The organism is Escherichia sp. 93.1518 (genome assembly GCF_013368915.2).
Classification (GTDB): Bacteria; Pseudomonadota; Gammaproteobacteria; order Enterobacterales; family Enterobacteriaceae; genus Escherichia; species Escherichia ruysiae.
This window is the reverse complement of the sequence record NZ_JABWMT020000012.1, coordinates 18,437-34,899: the sequence shown is the minus strand read 5'-3', so window position 1 is coordinate 34,899 and position 16,463 is coordinate 18,437. Positions and strand designations below refer to the sequence as shown.

The 16,463-nt window shown below is 41.8% G+C and carries 16 protein-coding genes; 10 read left to right on the top strand and 6 right to left on the bottom strand.

Annotated elements, in window-relative coordinates:
• Nucleotides 1-23 precede the first annotated feature (23 nt).
• Nucleotides 24-503, bottom strand: a complete 480-nt coding sequence (coaD, locus tag HEN21_RS11030) for a pantetheine-phosphate adenylyltransferase (RefSeq protein ID WP_001171866.1) — start codon at nt 501-503, stop codon at nt 24-26.
• A 7-nt stretch (nt 504-510) separates the two neighbouring features.
• Nucleotides 511-1,788: a lipid IV(A) 3-deoxy-D-manno-octulosonic acid transferase gene (gene waaA / locus HEN21_RS11025; protein WP_000891556.1), complete on the bottom strand. Its 1,278-nt coding sequence runs from the start codon at nt 1,786-1,788 to the stop codon at nt 511-513.
• Between the two features lie 412 nt (nt 1,789-2,200).
• Between waaA and rfaQ the strand changes: the two genes are divergently transcribed.
• The 10 genes from rfaQ (at nt 2,201) to HEN21_RS10975 (ending at nt 12,160) form a co-directional block, all read left to right on the top strand.
• Nucleotides 2,201-3,265, top strand: a complete 1,065-nt coding sequence (gene rfaQ / locus HEN21_RS11020; protein WP_010351059.1) for a lipopolysaccharide core heptosyltransferase RfaQ — start codon at nt 2,201-2,203, stop codon at nt 3,263-3,265.
• 2 nt (nt 3,266-3,267) lie between these two features.
• Nucleotides 3,268-4,392 (top strand): lipopolysaccharide glucosyltransferase I, encoded by a 1,125-nt coding sequence (gene rfaG, locus HEN21_RS11015; protein WP_105287088.1) that lies wholly within the window; start codon nt 3,268-3,270, stop codon nt 4,390-4,392.
• Nucleotides 4,385-5,182 carry a lipopolysaccharide core heptose(I) kinase RfaP gene (rfaP, locus tag HEN21_RS11010; RefSeq protein ID WP_105287087.1) on the top strand — a complete coding sequence of 266 codons (798 nt, stop codon included), beginning with the start codon at nt 4,385-4,387 and terminating at the stop codon, nt 5,180-5,182. The genes rfaG and rfaP overlap by 8 nt, the downstream gene beginning before the upstream one ends.
• A gap of 31 nt (nt 5,183-5,213) precedes the next feature.
• Complete coding sequence (locus HEN21_RS11005; protein ID WP_021551653.1) at nt 5,214-6,194, top strand: glycosyltransferase family 8 protein; 981 nt, start codon at nt 5,214-5,216, stop codon at nt 6,192-6,194.
• Between the two features lie 19 nt (nt 6,195-6,213).
• Nucleotides 6,214-7,293 carry a lipopolysaccharide 1,6-galactosyltransferase gene (gene waaB, locus HEN21_RS11000; RefSeq protein WP_105287086.1) on the top strand — a complete coding sequence of 360 codons (1,080 nt, stop codon included), beginning with the start codon at nt 6,214-6,216 and terminating at the stop codon, nt 7,291-7,293.
• Nucleotides 7,293-8,312, top strand: a complete 1,020-nt coding sequence (gene waaO / locus HEN21_RS10995) for a lipopolysaccharide 3-alpha-galactosyltransferase (protein WP_105287085.1) — start codon at nt 7,293-7,295, stop codon at nt 8,310-8,312. The genes waaB and waaO overlap by 1 nt, the downstream gene beginning before the upstream one ends.
• Before the next feature lie 38 nt (nt 8,313-8,350).
• Nucleotides 8,351-9,367 carry a lipopolysaccharide 1,2-glucosyltransferase RfaJ gene (gene rfaJ, locus HEN21_RS10990; RefSeq protein WP_016159952.1) on the top strand — a complete coding sequence of 339 codons (1,017 nt, stop codon included), beginning with the start codon at nt 8,351-8,353 and terminating at the stop codon, nt 9,365-9,367.
• A gap of 17 nt (nt 9,368-9,384) precedes the next feature.
• Nucleotides 9,385-10,083, top strand: a complete 699-nt coding sequence (gene rfaY / locus HEN21_RS10985) for a lipopolysaccharide core heptose(II) kinase RfaY (RefSeq protein ID WP_000615157.1) — start codon at nt 9,385-9,387, stop codon at nt 10,081-10,083.
• Nucleotides 10,084-10,157: 74 nt separating this feature from the next.
• Nucleotides 10,158-10,961 (top strand): 3-deoxy-D-manno-oct-2-ulosonate III transferase WaaZ, encoded by an 804-nt coding sequence (gene waaZ / locus HEN21_RS10980; protein WP_176252180.1) that lies wholly within the window; start codon nt 10,158-10,160, stop codon nt 10,959-10,961.
• 56 nt (nt 10,962-11,017) lie between these two features.
• Nucleotides 11,018-12,160: a lipopolysaccharide N-acetylglucosaminyltransferase gene (locus HEN21_RS10975; RefSeq protein WP_176252179.1), complete on the top strand. Its 1,143-nt coding sequence runs from the start codon at nt 11,018-11,020 to the stop codon at nt 12,158-12,160.
• A 56-nt stretch (nt 12,161-12,216) separates the two neighbouring features.
• Here the strand turns inward: HEN21_RS10975 and rfaL are convergent, their stop codons facing one another.
• The 4 genes from rfaL to rfaD are packed head-to-tail and all read right to left on the bottom strand — an operon-like array spanning nt 12,217 to nt 16,414.
• Nucleotides 12,217-13,434 (bottom strand): O-antigen ligase RfaL, encoded by a 1,218-nt coding sequence (rfaL, locus tag HEN21_RS10970; protein ID WP_176252178.1) that lies wholly within the window; start codon nt 13,432-13,434, stop codon nt 12,217-12,219.
• A gap of 38 nt (nt 13,435-13,472) precedes the next feature.
• Nucleotides 13,473-14,429 carry a lipopolysaccharide heptosyltransferase RfaC gene (gene rfaC / locus HEN21_RS10965; protein ID WP_176252177.1) on the bottom strand — a complete coding sequence of 319 codons (957 nt, stop codon included), beginning with the start codon at nt 14,427-14,429 and terminating at the stop codon, nt 13,473-13,475.
• Between the two features lie 3 nt (nt 14,430-14,432).
• Nucleotides 14,433-15,479, bottom strand: a complete 1,047-nt coding sequence (gene rfaF / locus HEN21_RS10960; RefSeq protein WP_000699257.1) for an ADP-heptose--LPS heptosyltransferase RfaF — start codon at nt 15,477-15,479, stop codon at nt 14,433-14,435.
• A 2-nt stretch (nt 15,480-15,481) separates the two neighbouring features.
• Entirely contained in the window at nt 15,482-16,414 is a 933-nt protein-coding gene (gene rfaD, locus HEN21_RS10955) for an ADP-glyceromanno-heptose 6-epimerase (RefSeq protein WP_000587764.1), read from the bottom strand.
• Nucleotides 16,415-16,463: the final 49 nt, after the last annotated feature.

Below are 16,463 nucleotides of genomic sequence, written 5' to 3'. Positions count from 1 at the left end.
TGGTATACCATCCGGCATAAAAGTTACGCTAATTTTGCCATCAATGCCTGATGGACATTTTCCGGCAGGAAATGGGTGACATCGCCCTGATGGCGCGCCACCTCTTTAACCAGCGATGAAGAGATAAACGACCACTCTTTTGAAGGCATCAAAAAGACACTTTCTAGTTCTGGCATTAAGTGGCGATTCATATGCGCCAGCTGCATTTCATATTCAAAATCTGCAACTGCGCGCAGGCCACGAATTAGCACCGTAGCGTGTTGATTACGCGCGAAGTTGGCCATCAAATCACTAAACCCGACCACTTCAACGTTTCCCAAATGCGCGGTTGCCTGCTGTGCCAGCGCCACGCGCTCTTCCAGGGTAAACATCGGTTTTTTACTGGGGCTGGCGGCAATCGCCAGAATAACGTGATCGAACATCTGCGTGGCGCGCGTCACGATATCGATATGACCATTAGTAATGGGATCGAAAGTACCCGGATAAATCGCCCGTTTTTGCATAACAACCTCAATGCGTTTTCGGTGGCAGGTAAGGTTCCAGCAGTTGAAGCAGACGCTGCAGCGCGCCCTGGTTTTGATACAGCACTTCAACGGCATGACGGCCATAAAAACTACGGTAATCGGCGTCGGTGAGTAAAGAGGAAATCTCTTTTGCAAGCGTAGCGGCATCAGTGACGGTAATCAGCCCGCTTGCCTGCTCCAGCCGTGCGCAAATGTCTTTAAAGTTAAAGGTATGCGGCCCCATCAGTACCGGAATGGCGTGTGCAGCGGCTTCCAGCGGATTATGCCCACCGCGTTCGACCAATGAACCGCCAACAAAAGCGAGATCGGCAATGCCATACAGCAACATCAACTCGCCCATCGTATCGCCAACTACCACTTGTGTACTGGCGGAAGGGATTTCTCCGGAAGAGCGTGTGATATAGCTTAGTCCAGCCTGGCGGACCAGGTTAATCGCATCCGGGAAGCGTTCCGGATGGCGTGGAACAAGAATGAGCAATAAATTCGGGAACTGCTTTAACAGCGCCTGATGCGCGGCAATCACCACGCTCTCTTCACCATCATGAGTACTGGTGGCAATCCATACCGGGCGATGCGGTGCCCACTGGCGGCGCAGCGTTACTGCTTTAGCAGCCAGTTGTGGCGTTACAGAGATATCGAATTTCAGGCTACCGGTAACGGTAACCTGATTGTTTTTTGCGCCCAGCGCCACAAAACGCGCGCCATCTTCTTCATTTTGGGCGGCAATCAGCGTAATACGACGCAGTAAGCGACGAACGAATTTGCCCAGTTTTGCATAACCTGCCGCAGAGCGAGCAGAAAGTCGCGCGTTGGCGATAACCAGCGGAATTTTACGTTTATGTAGCGCCGCAATCAGGTTAGGCCATAGCTCGGTTTCCATAATCAACACCAGTTTAGGGTCGACTTTATTAAGGAAACGGTTAAGCGCATCGGGCAGATCGTAAGGCAGATAAACGTGCTGAACATCTTTCCCAAACGCCGATTGTACGCGCTCCGAACCGGTTGGCGTCATGGTCGTAACAGTAATCGGCAAATCAGGGTAGCGATGACGCAGCGCGCGCACCAACGGGATCGCCGCCAGGGTTTCACCGACGGAGACGGAGTGCAGCATAATGCCGCCTGGTTTCAGCGGATGGCGGTAAAAACCGTAACGTTCACCCCAGCGTTTTCGATAGGCCGGAGCCTTACGTCCGCGCACCCAGAGCCGTATCCAGATCAACGGCTGAATAAGGTAGAGAAGGGCGGTGTAAAGCAATTCGAGCATAATAAATAGCTGACTTATGGATGTGCTGGGGATTCTATGTATTTAGCTGGGGCTTTACCATTACTTTTCCCGTTTTTGACTTAAATAGCTTCTGTTTGGTCTGATCTGCCGCGACATCTTCAGTTTTTTTGTATTTTTATGCGATTCATTGAAACTCAACCCAATTTGCAACTCTATATAGGCATCGTTCGTACCAGAATTATCTGTATATTCTTTTTTATCTGTATGATTTTTATGATTAAAAACTATTTTGTGTATAAAAAACATTCGGGTCGGATTGCTGCGAAAGAAATGATACACTAGCACGCCAAAGTAAGTGCGTTATCAGTATTCAGGTAGCTGTTGAGCCTGGGGCGGTAGCGTGCTTTTTTTCTGCTTAACTTAACCAGACAATCATACAAAAGAGTCGCTAGTGGAAAAGCCATTTCGAAATATCCTGGTCATAAAGATGCGATATCACGGAGATATGTTATTAACTACTCCTGTAATCAGTACACTCAAGCAGAATTATCCCGCTGCAAAAATCGATATGCTGCTTTACCAGGATACAATTCCGATTTTATCTGAAAACCCAGAAATTAATGCACTCTACGGTATAAGCAATAAAGGTGCGGGAACATTCGATAAAATTAAAAATGTGCTTTCGTTGATAAAAACTCTGCGTGCGAATAATTATGACCTGGTCATTAATCTTACGGATCAATGGATGGTAGCACTGCTGGTACGTTGTTTACCTGCACGTATGAAAATATCGCAACTTTATGGTCATCGGCAGCATAGTATTTGGAAAAAAAGCTTTACACACTTAGCGCCAATACACGGTACACATATTGTTGAGCGTAATTTATCGGTCCTTGAGCCATTAGGTATTACCGATTTCTACACCGACACAACAATGAGTTACGCCGAGGATTGCTGGAAGAAAATGCGGCAGGAATTAGATGCTCTGGGCGTGAAAGATCATTATGTCGTCATCCAACCGACAGCTCGTCAGATATTTAAGTGCTGGGATAACGATAAGTTTTCTATGGTTATCGATGCTTTGCAACGGCGCGGTTATCAGGTTGTGCTGACCTGTGGGCCTTCGGCAGATGATCTCGCCTGTGTAGATGAAATAGCGCAAGGCTGCCAAACAAAACCTATCACTGGCCTTGCAGGTAAAACACGGTTTCCTGAACTGGGTGCGTTAATTGATCATGCCGTACTCTTTATTGGTGTGGATTCTGCGCCAGGGCATATTGCGGCGGCGGTGAAGACGCCAGTTATTAGCCTATTTGGGGCCACTGATCATGTATTCTGGCGTCCATGGACCGATAATATTATTCAGTTCTGGGCGGGTAATTATCAACAAATGCCTACCCGGCACGAACTTGACCGCAACAAAAAATATCTTTCTGTTATTCCAGCGGAAGATGTCATTGCCGCTACGGAAAAGCTGTTGCCAGAAGATGCTCCTTCAGCTAACAGGAATGCATAATTATGATCGTGGCGTTTTGTTTATATAAATATTTTCCATTTGGTGGTCTACAGCGGGACTTTATGCGTATTGCGTCAACAGTTGCCGCACGGGGCCACCATGTTCGTGTATATACACAGTCGTGGGAAGGCGATTGTCCGGAATCATTTGAGCTTATTCGCGTACCGGTTAAATCCCATACTAACCATGGACGTAATGCAGAATATTATGCCTGGGTTCAAAACCATCTGAAGGTACATCCTGCTGATCGTGTCGTTGGGTTTAATAAGATGCCTGGGCTGGATGTCTATTTTGCCGCCGATGTCTGTTATGCCGAGAAAGTGGCGCAAGAAAAGGGATTTTTCTATCGTTTAACATCACGCTATCGCCATTATGCTGCATTTGAGCGAGCGACTTTCGAACATGGTAAATCGACGAAACTCATGATGCTGACCGATAAGCAAATCGCCGATTTCCAGAAGCATTACCAGACTGAACCAGAACGTTTTCAAATTCTTCCCCCCGGCATCTATCCGGACAGGAAATACAGCGAGCAAATCCCAAACAGTCGTGAAATATATCGTCAGAAAAATGGCATAACCGAACAACAAAATTTATTGCTACAGGTTGGGTCAGATTTCGGTCGTAAAGGTGTGGATCGCTCAATTAAGGCTTTGGCATCGTTACCGGAATCATTACGCCACAATACGCTTTTGTTTGTCGTTGGTCAGGATAAACCACGCAAATTTGAAGTGCTGGCAGAAAAACTTGGGGTACGTAGCAACGTGCATTTCTTTTCCGGGAGGAATGACGTGTCTGAATTAATGGCTGCGGCAGATCTCTTACTGCATCCCGCTTACCAGGAAGCTGCAGGTATTGTTCTCCTTGAGGCGATTACCGCTGGATTACCTGTTTTGACCACCGCAGTATGTGGATACGCGCATTATATTGCAGATGCTAATTGTGGAGCAGTTATCGCGGAACCATTCCGTCAGGAAGAATTAAATGCGATCTTACGCAAAGCGTTAACACAGCATTCGTTACGAATGGCCTGGGCGGAGAATGCTCGCCATTATGCCGATACTCAGGATTTGTACAGCCTGCCAGAGAAAGCCGCAGATATCATTACAGGTGGTTTAGATGGTTGAATTAAAAGAGCCGCTTGCCACACTTTGGCGTGGTAAAGATGCTTTTACAGAAGTTAAAAAACTGAATGGCGAAGTCTTTCGCGAACTCGAGACACGTCGAACATTACGTTTTGAACTGGCTGGGAAAAGCTATTTCCTTAAATGGCACAAAGGTACGACCTTAAAAGAAATTATAAAAAACCTGCTCTCATTGCGTATGCCAGTTTTAGGCGCAGACAGAGAGTGGCACGCTATTCATCGACTGCATGATGTCGGTGTTGATACGATGCACGGCATAGGGTTTGGTGAAAAAGGGTTAAATCCATTAACCCGCACATCATTTATTATTACCGAAGATCTCACTCCTACGATTAGCCTTGAAGATTATTGTGCAGATTGGGCAATTAATCCTCCTGATATACGTGTTAAGCGTATGCTGATTACACGAGTGGCAACCATGGTGCGTAAAATGCACGCAGCAGGAATAAATCACCGTGATTGTTATATCTGCCACTTTTTGCTTCATTTACCGTTCACTGGCCGGGAAGATGAATTAAAAATTTCGGTAATAGACCTGCATCGTGCGCAGATACGGGAAAAAGTACCACGTCGTTGGCGGGATAAAGATTTGATTGGTCTATATTTTTCATCGATGAATATTGGCCTGACGCAAAGAGATATATGGCGATTTATGAAGGTTTATTTTGGGATGCCTTTACGCGAAGTTTTATTACAGGAAGTTAACTTGATTAAAAAAGCAGAAGTTAAGGCGCAAAAAATAAAAGAAAGAACATTAAGGAAAAAGCTTTAAATATTCATTGCTTATAATAAGGGTTTAAAAATTGTTAAATCTTAGAAGCTTCGTTGCTAAGAAACAAGATTTATTTCGACACGAAATATCGAATGTTAAACATTTGCATATCGCATTATGCTTTGACCGTGGTTTCATAATGCCGGCGGGCGTTGCATTATATTCAATTATTTCAAATAATAGTAATATTAATCTGCATTTTCACCTTCTTGTTTCAGGAATAAGCGAAAGCGAATGCTCAATATTTTTAGAGCTAGAGGGACCAAATACGGCAATATCAATATATCATGTGACAGATAAATTTGACATTAATCCGGACACTCTGGTTCTGGGAATTCCTTTATCAACATGTTTGCGTTTTTTAATTCCAGAAGTTGTCGATGATAAAATAACAAATATACTTTATCTTGATTGTGATATTATATGTAATGGTTCTTTATATGAACTCGTTGATTACGATTTAAAAGATTATATAGCATGTGTCATCTCTGACTCACCAGATATGCAAGATCGTGTGAAAAAATTAGACTATGGTATTGATTTTATAAATTATTTTAATGCTGGAGTTATGCTTATTAATATCAGCGCGTGGAAAAAAGAAAATATAACACAAAAGGCGCTGGAGATGATCAACAATGGGAAGGTATATAGGTACGCAGACCAGGATGTGTTAAATATTTTGCTCAATGGACGCTTATATTACATCGATAAAAAATATAATAATAAAACAACATTATCAGTAATATGTGATCAAGAACAAAAAAACTTATCCAACACAATCATAATGCATTATGTCACTCAAAATAAACCATGGTATAAAATATTTAGAGCCAAAAACTTTGAACATTATTTTTATAATTCACCGTGGAAATATCATAAAAGGATGTTAGCACCATCATCAAGTGATATTAGGTTAAAAGCTAAAGTATATTGGGCCGAAGGGAAATATAGCAAAGCCATTTCTTACTATTACCATTATCTTCGCGCTAAATTATTCGGTGTGAAAATTTAGATGGAAAATTAATATAATTATGAAAATAGCGTTTATCGGCGAAGCTGTTTCAGGATTTGGTGGTATGGAAACAGTCATTCGAGATGTTATTACCACCTTCAGACAACAAAATATCCAAAGTGAAATGTTTTTCTTTTGCCGTAACGACAAAATGGATAAGGGATGGCTGGAAGGTATTAAGTACTCGTGTTCATTTTCCAACATTCGCTTAGGTTTTTTACGTCGGGCGAAGCATATTCATGCTTTAAGCAAATGGCTTCAGGATTATCAGCCAGATGTTGTTATTTGTATTGATGTGATCTCATGTTTGTATGCGGCAAAAGCGCGTAAAAAATCTGGAGTTGATGTACCTGTATTTTCATGGCCGCATTTTTCTTTAGATCATAAAAAACATGCTGAATATATCACCTGTGCCGACTATCATTTAGCAATCAGCTCCGGTATTAAACAACAAATGATTAACCGGGGTGTACCAGAATCGACGATAAACGTTATTTTTAACCCTGTCGAAGCGAAAGATTCCGTCATTCCCGCACCCGAGGAAGGTGAAACGGCAACCTTCATTTATGTCGGGCGCATGAAATTCGAAGGTCAAAAGCGCGTAAAAGATCTGCTTGATGGCTTATCACAAGTGCAAGGTGACTGGAAACTTCATGTATTGGGAGATGGTTCCGATTTCGAAAAATGCCAAGCTTATGGTAGAGAGTTAAATATTGATGATCGAATTGTCTGGTATGGTTGGCAACAACATCCCTGGGAATTAGTTCAGCAAGATATTAAAAAAGTGAGTGCGTTATTACTCACGTCATCTTTTGAAGGTTTCCCTATGACTCTACTTGAAGCCTTATCGTGGGGGATTCCTTGTATCAGTGCAGATTGTATCTCCGGGCCTGCTGACATCATCCAGCCTGATGTTAATGGTCATTTATATCAACCGGGTGATATGACCGGTTTTGTCGCTCTTCTCAATAAATACGTAGCCGGTGAAATTCACATCGAACATGAAAAAATTCCGGCATCGATTGATAAGTTTTACCAGCAGAAATATTACGACAGATTACAAAACATAATTATTTCTGTTATTTCCCGGAGGGAATGATGCAGCAGGTTTTTTTCCAGGAGACTGAGTTTCTCAATTCAGTTATTGATTACAATTATAAAGTGGAAACAGAAAATCTTTGTCTGGATATTGCTTATGGAACTGACAAAAATTTTCTTTTTGGTTGCGGAATTTCGATTGCTTCAATATTAAAATATAATGAAGGAAATCGCTTATGTTTCCATATTTTCACTGATTATTTTTGTGAAGATGAACAGAAATATTTTGATGCTCTGGCTCAGCAATATAAAACCAGGATTAAGGTATATTTAATTAATGGCGATCGGCTCCGTTCATTGCCAAGTACCAAGAACTGGACTCATGCAATTTATTTTCGTTTTGTTATTGCAGATTACTTTATCAATAAAACACCTAAAGTTCTATATCTGGATGCAGATATCATTTGTCAGGGAACTATAGAACCACTTATTAATTTCACGTTTCCTGATCATACAGTCGCAATGGTTGTTACCGAAGGACAAAATGACTGGTGGGAAAAACGTGCACACTCGTTAGGTGTTGTGGGGATTGCTAAAGGTTATTTTAACTCCGGTTTTTTATTGATCAATACTAACCAATGGGCAGTTGAGCAGGTTTCTGCACGAGCCATTACAATGTTAAATGATCCGGAAATAGTAAAAAAAATAACACATCCTGATCAGGATGTATTAAATATGCTACTGGCAAATAAACTTATTTTTGCTGATATAAAATACAATACCCAGTTTAGTTTAAATTATCAGCTCAAAGAAAGTTTTAAAAATCCAGTAACCAGCGATACTATTTTTATCCATTATATTGGTCCGACCAAGCCCTGGCATGATTGGGCCTGGGATTATCCTGTATCACAAGCCTTTATGGAGGCAAAAAATGCTTCGCCATGGAAGAATACGGCGTTGCTGAAACCAAACAATAGCAATCAATTAAGGTATAGCGCAAAACATATGCTGAAAAAGCATAGATATCTAAAAGGATTTAGCAATTATCTTTTGTATTTTATTAAAAAGATAAAGCATTAAACTGGGAATCTATAAAGTAATGATATAAGGGTAGCCTTGTGGACTCATTTCCTGCCATAGAGATAGATAAAGTTAAAGCCTGGGATTTTAGGCTAACTAATAAAAATACTTCTGAATGTTTAAATGTTGCCTATGGTGTCGATGCTAATTATCTTGATGGTGTAGGTGTTTCTATCACATCAATTGTCCTAAATAATCGACATATTAATCTTGATTTTTATATTATTGCTGATGTTTATAATGATGATTTTTTTCAAAAGGTCGAAAAACTTGCAAGGCAGTACCAATTAAGAATCACGCTTTATAGAATTAATACTGATAAGCTTCAGTGCTTGCCTTGTACACAGGTCTGGTCAAGAGCAATGTACTTTCGTTTGTTTGCGTTTCAATTATTGGGCCTGACGCTTGATCGTTTACTTTATCTTGATGCGGATGTTGTTTGTAAGGGTGATATTAGCCAACTACTGCATCTGGATTTAAACGGAGCGGTGGCTGCTGTTGTTAAAGATGTTGAGCCAATGCAGGAAAAAGCGGTATCCAGGTTGTCTGATCCTGAACTACGGGGACACTACTTTAATTCAGGAGTAGTTTATTTAGACTTAAAGAAATGGGCTAATGCAAAACTAACAGAGAAAGCATTATCTATTCTTATGAGTAAAGATAATGTTTATAAATATCCTGATCAAGATGTTATGAATGTTTTATTGAAAGGGATGACAATATTTTTGCCTCGTGAATTCAATACTATTTATACCATTAAAAGCGAATTAAAAGATAAAACACATCAAAACTATAAAAAGTTGATTACAGAAAACACGCTTCTCATCCATTATACAGGAGCAACTAAACCGTGGCATAAATGGGCAATTTATCCATCGGTAAAATATTTTAAAATAGCGTTAGATAATTCGCCATGGAAAAATGATTCTCCCAGAGATGCAAAATCAGTTATCGAATTTAAGAAAAGATATAAGCATTTGTTAGTCCAGCATCATTACGTAACCGGTGTTATAGCAGGGGTCCGTTATCTTTACCGAAAATATTACAGTAAATAACCTTTAATTGGCTTATCATGATTCAGAAAAATAAGATTAAAGATTTTGTTGTTTTTACTGATGACAACAATTCAAAGTACCTCAATGTATTAAATGACTTTTTATCTTATAATATTAAGATCATCAAAGTGTTTCGTTCTATTGATGATACAAAAGTCATGCTTATTGACACCGATTACGGTAAGTTGGTGCTTAAGGTATTTTCTCCAAAAATTAAACGCAACGAGCGGTTTTTTAAATCTCTATTAAAAGGTGATTATTACGAACGCCTTTTTGAACAAACCCAAAAAGTGCGAAATGAAGGTTTACATACTCTCAACGATTTTTATTTATTAGCAGAGAGAAAAACCTTACGATTTGTCCATACATATATCATGCTTATCGAGTATATTGATGGCATAGAGTTGTGTGATATGCCCGATATTGATGATGTGCTAAAAAATAAAATTCAGCAATCAATTAATGCCTTGCATCAACATGGCATGGTTTCTGGTGATCCTCATCGTGGTAATTTCATTATAAAAAATGGTGAAGTTCGAATTATTGATCTCTCCGGGAAACGTGCTTCAGCGCAGCGGAAAGCGAAAGACCGTCTTGATTTAGAGCGTCATTACGGTATTAAAAATGAGATTAAGGATCTTGGTTATTATCTTTTAGTTTATCGTAAAAAAATGCGCAATATTATGCGGCGTTTGAAAGGAAAACCAGCACGCTAAAAGCAGAAATATCCCACAATTACGCGTCTTCGCTAGGCATTTTTATACGGAGTTATTTATTTCACAGGTTTATCATGAAGAATATTCGATACATTGACAAAACGGATGTTGAAAACCTGATTGAAAATAAAACATCTGATGATGTTATTATTTTTCTATCTGGTCCCACATCGCAAAAGACGCCTTTGTCGATATTACGGGCAAAGGATATTATTGCTGTCAATGGTTCTGCGCAATATCTGTTAAGTCATAATATTGTTCCCTTTATTTATGTACTTACAGATGTTCGTTTTTTACATCAGCGTCGTGATGATTTTTATAATTTTAGCCAGAGAAGTCGTTATACCATCGTAAACGTTGACGTTTATGAACACGCCTCCGAAGAAGATAAACTTTATATCCTCCAGAATTGTCTCGTACTACGGTCATTTTACCGTAGAGAAAAAGGTGGATTTATAAAGAAGATTAAATTCAACATATTAAGTCAGATTCATAAAGAGCTGCTGATCTCTGTACCGTTATCTAAAAAAGGCCGGCTGGTCGGATTTTGCAAGGACATTAGTCTTGGTTATTGCTCATGCCATACTATTGCTTTTGCTGCAATCCAAATCGCATATTCACTGAAGTATGCGCGGGTCATTTGTTCCGGCCTGGATTTAACGGGTAGTTGTTCGCGTTTCTATGACGAAGATAAGAATCCTATGCCTTCGGAGTTGAGTAGAGATTTATTCAAAATCTTACCGTTTTTCCGCTTTATGCGTGACAATGTAGAAGATATTAACATTTATAATTTGTCTGATGATACAGCGATTCAATATGATATTATTCCATTTATGAAAGCGTCAGAAATTGAAGAGTCTTGTAGTTTGATAAAATAAGCTAATATCTTTTTTTCGTTTACGTTATTTTATAAAAATATTGGGGTTATTTAATAATGATTAAAAAAATAATATTTACCGTCACGCCAATATTTTCTATACCGCCAAAAGGAGCAGCAGCGGTAGAAACGTGGATTTATCAGGTAGCAAAAAGGCTTTCGATTCCAGCAACTATCGCCTGTATTCGAAATGATGGTTACCCGACCTATACAAAAGTAAATGATAATTGTGATATTCATTACATTAGTTTTAGTCGAGTCTATAAACGACTTTTTCAAAAGTGGACTCGACTTGATCCTGTGCCGTATTCTCAGCGTATTTTAAATACTCAACCTAAAAATGCTGATCTGAAAGAATCTGTTATTGTTATTCACAATAGCATGAAGCTGTATAAACAGATTCGTGACAGAAGTCCTCAAGCGCAGCTAGTTATGCATCTTCATAATGCTTTCGAGCCTGGTCAGTTAGACAAAAATGCAAAGATAATTGTTCCTAGCCAGTTTCTGTTCGATTTTTATTCGGAAAAAATGCCTGATGCAACTATTGCTATTGTGCCTAATGGTTTTTGTTCTGAATCGTATAGACAAAATAATACTGAACATTTGAGGCAGAAGCTGAACATTGATGCGAATGATACTGTGCTATTATTTGCAGGAAGGATATCGCCAGATAAAGGTTGCCTGATGCTTATGGAGGCTTTTAATCAGCTGAATAAGACACAAGATAACCTCAAACTGGTGATCGTCGGTGATCCTTTTGCCAGTAAAAAAGGTGAAAAAGCTGAATATCAGAAAAAAGTTCTGGATGCAGCGAAAGCTATTGGTGCGCAATGCATTATGGCGGGTGGACAGTCACCAGAGCAGATGCATAATTATTACCGTTTAGCTGATTTAGTTATTGTGCCTTCTCAGGTAGAAGAGGCTTTTTGTATGGTAGCTGTTGAAGCGATGGCGGCAGGTAAACCTGTACTTGCCAGTCAAAAAGGTGGAATCAGTGAGTTTGTTCTGGAAGGAATTACAGGCTATCACCTTGCAGAGCCTATGACATCTGAAAGTATTTTCGCGGATATTAAGCGAGTTTTAGCTGATGCTAACAGAGAGCAACTTGCTGAAAATGCCCGGAATTTTGTTTTCTCAAAATATAGCTGGGAACATGTAACTCAGTGCTTTGAAGCACAAATGCAAGACTGGTTTGGTTAAACAATTATTTGATTTTAAGAGCCTGCCTGAACTTAATGTCAGGCAGGCTTTTTTTTTTATTTATTCCGCATTGCTAACAGTAAACCAACAATTAAGCCAATTGGTTTAAGATCAACTTCCTCGAAGTTGCCTCGAATAATATAAAAACCTACAAGAGTTAAAAATAGTAGTAATTGACCATTATAAGGAGTGACCACAACTTTTTTAAAGGTTGCATTAGCTGTTTCTTTAATAATAGAGCCATACAGATAAAGCAAAGCGAGTAGTCCAGCTAAACCTGCTGCAAACCAAATTGATAAAACAACGTTGTGTGGTCCAATGGATTGCCTGAACGTCCATGACGGAAAATCTACGACACGCTGATTATATATTGCATGGTAAATATCATCGCCGTAGCCATATCCCTTAAGCGGATTTTCCATAATTAATGTCCACGCCGTACCCTGTGTACCATTGGTATAGCGATAAGAACTGTCAGTCTGTTGAAGTTTATAAATAAGTCTATCTTTATCAGCATCATCAGCTTTATAAACAAATACACACGCCGCTGCAACAGAAATGACGATGGATGTCATCATCAGTAATTTCCACTGGCGATTTAAGATTAACCATAGCAGGGTAACAATGAATACAGCCAGCCACGCACCACGGGAGAGCGTTCCTAAAAGCAGAAATAAGAAGACTGCACTAAAAATTATAAAACCTATTTTATAAGATGTTTTCTTGATAAACCAAAGGTTTAATAATGCAGGAAACAAAAATACCATTGAGTCGGAAATACTACGGTGCTCATAGGTCGTAAATGGCATTATCCCTTTATTATAATCTTGAATATAGAGAATAATTTCAACAAGGCAGCGCAACCCAAGTCCGGTAACTAATGAGTATAGTACAATTTTACCAATGCTTTCATTATCTTCATCTTTTAATAATGCGGGTATAAGTAAACTATATGCCAAAAATCCTTTAAGTACCGTGTTACTGAATTCTTTAAAACTTATTTTCAGGTCAGGTGATATGAATGTGGCATATAAAAGAATGAGCGACAGTGCTATGACACTATAAAAAAGATTATTTTTATAGAGTGCTTTAAATGTTCCTGGAGCACGAGAAACTTGATAGATTACCGTGATGATCATTAATACTGATATAATATGCTTATAACGGGTAATGCCATCAAGGAAAAAGGTTGCAATAAAGAGGAATACCAACGCTTTATTCCAGTATGGTTTCCAGTTCTCTTTATTACGCAGCGCCAGCGAGGCTGTTAACATTGCTTATCCACCATCTTAAATAATATATAATGTGTTAATCAGGACTTGGTTTTTTTTAATACTGTTTCTGCAGTCAGATGAGCGAGATCTTTATCCGGCGCCCTACAAACCACCTGATTCTTTCCATATCCGCCAATTAATCCCGGATCGGTCGGTCCATATACAGTAATATTGGGTTTATCCAGAGCCGCAGTTAAATGGCTTAATCCCGTATCCACCGAGACCACGAATTTCGCCCCGGCCAGCACGCTGGCAACACCTTCCAGACTCATCTTCGGCAATACGTCGACATAATCAAATCCTTCTGCCAGCCTTTTCGCCCGCGCTTCTTCATGTGGCGCGCCCCAGGGAAGTTTAATGCGAATCCCTGAACCTGCCAGTAAACCAATTAATTCTCGCCAGTGTTCTTCCGGCCAGTGTTTATCATCACGGGTCGTCGCATGAAGAAATACGGCATATTCGCCAGCATCCGTCGGCAGGTTAGCCAGGAAATGCTGCGCAATGGCATAGTCGCCCTGAGTCTGTGGTTTGCTGTAACCCAGGCTTTTGGCGAACAGCTCACGGGTGCGCTCTACGGCGTGCTGCTGTTTTGCAATATGATGCTTGCGATTGTAAAACAGGCTTGCCAGTGGTTCGCGAGCGGTTTGCCAGTCCATTCCATGCTTAATGCCATGCGCCAGACGTGTCACCAGCGCGGCACTTTTTACCAGCCCTTGCGCATCAATAATCGCGTCATAGTTTTCTGCCTGTAGCGTTTCACGAAACGCTTTCCGCTCCGCTTTAATAGGGGCGGAAAACCACGCTTTACGCCAGCGACGTATCGCTACCGGAATAACCCGTTCAACGGCGGCGTGCCAGGAAGGGATCTGTGCAAAGCCTTCTTCCACCACCCAATCAAACTTTATTCCAGGGATTGCCTGCTGTGCATCGGTTAGCGCGGGCAGCGTATGGAGGACATCGCCCATCGACGATGTTTTGACGATAAGAACCCGCATCCGTCAGGCTTCCTCTTGTAACAACAGTGCGTTGAGTTCTTCCAGCACGCGCTGTGGCGTAATGTCGATCAGACTCTGGTGATACCCTTCTGCGGCATCGCCTTTACGCACTTTGTGGTAGCCAGTAATCAGACGAATTACTCGCGCTTTATGAGAAAGCGGCGGCGTAAAGTCCGGGCTGCTTGGCCCATACAGTGCGACCAGCGGACGATTCAGTGCTGCTGCGACGTGCATCAGGCCGGAATCGTTGGTGACAATGGCTTTACAGGCCGCAATCAGAATAACGGCTTGATCAAGCTGTGTTTCTCCCGCCAGATTACGACACCATGCCTGCTGCTCGGTATTCAGTGCAGCGAGTATCTCATTGCCCGCCTCATGATCTTTCGCCGAACCAAACAGAACCACCTGATAACCTTCATCAATTAGCTGTTTTGCCAGTTCTGCGTAATGGTAGTGCGGCCAGCGTTTTGCCGGGCCAAACTCCGCGCCCGGGCAAAAGCCAATCATCGGACGTTCTGATGAGAGGGAAAATTGGTTACAGGTATACGATTTTTCACCTTCGCTCACCTGCAATTGCGGCCATAACAACGGTTTTGGTAGATCTTGTGCGGTACGCATTACGCCTTTGTCATAGGCCAGCGCGACATAGCGTTCCACCATTAGCGGCCAGTCTTCTTTATCAAGCACGCGCACGTCGTTGAGTAAACCGTAGCGCATTTCACCGCGCCAGCCGGTGCGATGTGGAATCCCTGCGAAGAAAGGCACTAATGCGGATTTAAAGGAGTTGGGTAAAACGTAGGCGCGGTCGTAACGTTTTTCGCGCAGGCTATGTCCCAGCTTACGGCGTTCGCTGATCTCCAGCGCCCCGTGACCGAGGGGCATAGGGATAGCTTCGTTAACTTCCGGCATCCGCGACAATAACGGACGGCACCACGCCGGTGCCATCACGTCGATTATTGCCTGGGGATAGCGCGCCTGGAGCGTGCGATAGAGACTTTGCGACATCATCATGTCGCCAACCCAAGACGGGCCTATCACCAAAATCTTCATAGTTACGCGTCGCGATTCAGCCAGGCCATATATTCCGTTACACCTTCAGCAACGGTTTTGAACGGTTTGTCGTAACCCGCCGCGCGCAGATTAGTCAGATCCGCCTGAGTAAACGCCTGATAGCGGCCTTTCAGTTTATCCGGGAACGGAATGTATTCGATCTGACCTTTCTTGTGATAAGCAAGCGTAGCATCTGCTACGGCCTGGAAGGATTCTGCACGACCAGTACCGAGGTTGAAGATGCCGGAAACGCCATTTTCCAGGAACCACAGATTCACATCTGCCACGTCGCCCACGTAGACGAAGTCGCGTTTAAAGTTCTCGCTACCTTCGAACAGTTTCGGTGATTCACCGTTGTTAAGCTGGGTGTTGAGATGGAAAGCGACGCTCGCCATGCTGCCTTTATGACCTTCACGCGGCCCATAAACGTTGAAATAACGGAAGCCAACAATCTGCGAGTTCGCTTCTGGCAGAATTTGACGAACATATTCATCAAACAGGAATTTTGAGTAACCGTAGACGTTCAGTGGTTTTTCGTATTCGCGGGATTCAATAAAGTCGGAGGTGCGTCCGCCATAGGTTGCTGCGGAAGATGCATACAGGAACGGAATTTCGCGCTCCAGACAGTAGTGCAGCAGCTCTTTGGAGTATTGATAGTTGTTATCCATCATATACTTGCCATCCCACTCGGTGGTGGATGAGCACGCGCCTTCGTGGAAAATCGCTTCGACATCGCCGAACTCTTCGCCAGCCATAATCTGGATCAGGAAGTCTTCCTTATCCATATAGTCCGCGATATTCAGATCCACCAGGTTCACAAACTTGGTGCCGTCTTTCAGGTTGTCCACCACCAGAATATCGGTGATGCCTTTATCATTCAGGGCCTTAACGATGTTGCTGCCGATAAAGCCCGCGCCGCCGGTAACGATGATCATAACTGTAACCTTCGAATTATGGAGTCAGAGACAATCTCAGACACGAATA

What these genes read in the sequence shown, in the direction of transcription:
- rfaC (WP_176252177.1), bottom strand. Translation starts at nt 14,429, where the DNA reads ATGCGGGTTCTTATCGTCAAAACATCGTCGATGGGCGATGTCCTCCAT.
- rfaD (WP_000587764.1), bottom strand. Translation starts at nt 16,414, where the DNA reads ATGATCATCGTTACCGGCGGCGCGGGCTTTATCGGCAGCAACATCGTT.
- waaA (WP_000891556.1), bottom strand. Translation starts at nt 1,788, where the DNA reads ATGCTCGAATTGCTTTACACCGCCCTTCTCTACCTTATTCAGCCGTTG.
- waaZ (WP_176252180.1), top strand. Translation starts at nt 10,158, where the DNA reads ATGAAGAATATTCGATACATTGACAAAACGGATGTTGAAAACCTGATT.
- waaB (WP_105287086.1), top strand. Translation starts at nt 6,214, where the DNA reads ATGAAAATAGCGTTTATCGGCGAAGCTGTTTCAGGATTTGGTGGTATG.
- waaO (WP_105287085.1), top strand. Translation starts at nt 7,293, where the DNA reads ATGCAGCAGGTTTTTTTCCAGGAGACTGAGTTTCTCAATTCAGTTATT.
- coaD (WP_001171866.1), bottom strand. Translation starts at nt 503, where the DNA reads ATGCAAAAACGGGCGATTTATCCGGGTACTTTCGATCCCATTACTAAT.
- rfaP (WP_105287087.1), top strand. Translation starts at nt 4,385, where the DNA reads ATGGTTGAATTAAAAGAGCCGCTTGCCACACTTTGGCGTGGTAAAGAT.
- rfaL (WP_176252178.1), bottom strand. Translation starts at nt 13,434, where the DNA reads ATGTTAACAGCCTCGCTGGCGCTGCGTAATAAAGAGAACTGGAAACCA.
- rfaY (WP_000615157.1), top strand. Translation starts at nt 9,385, where the DNA reads ATGATTCAGAAAAATAAGATTAAAGATTTTGTTGTTTTTACTGATGAC.
- HEN21_RS10975 (WP_176252179.1), top strand. Translation starts at nt 11,018, where the DNA reads ATGATTAAAAAAATAATATTTACCGTCACGCCAATATTTTCTATACCG.
- rfaG (WP_105287088.1), top strand. Translation starts at nt 3,268, where the DNA reads ATGATCGTGGCGTTTTGTTTATATAAATATTTTCCATTTGGTGGTCTA.
- rfaF (WP_000699257.1), bottom strand. Translation starts at nt 15,479, where the DNA reads ATGAAGATTTTGGTGATAGGCCCGTCTTGGGTTGGCGACATGATGATG.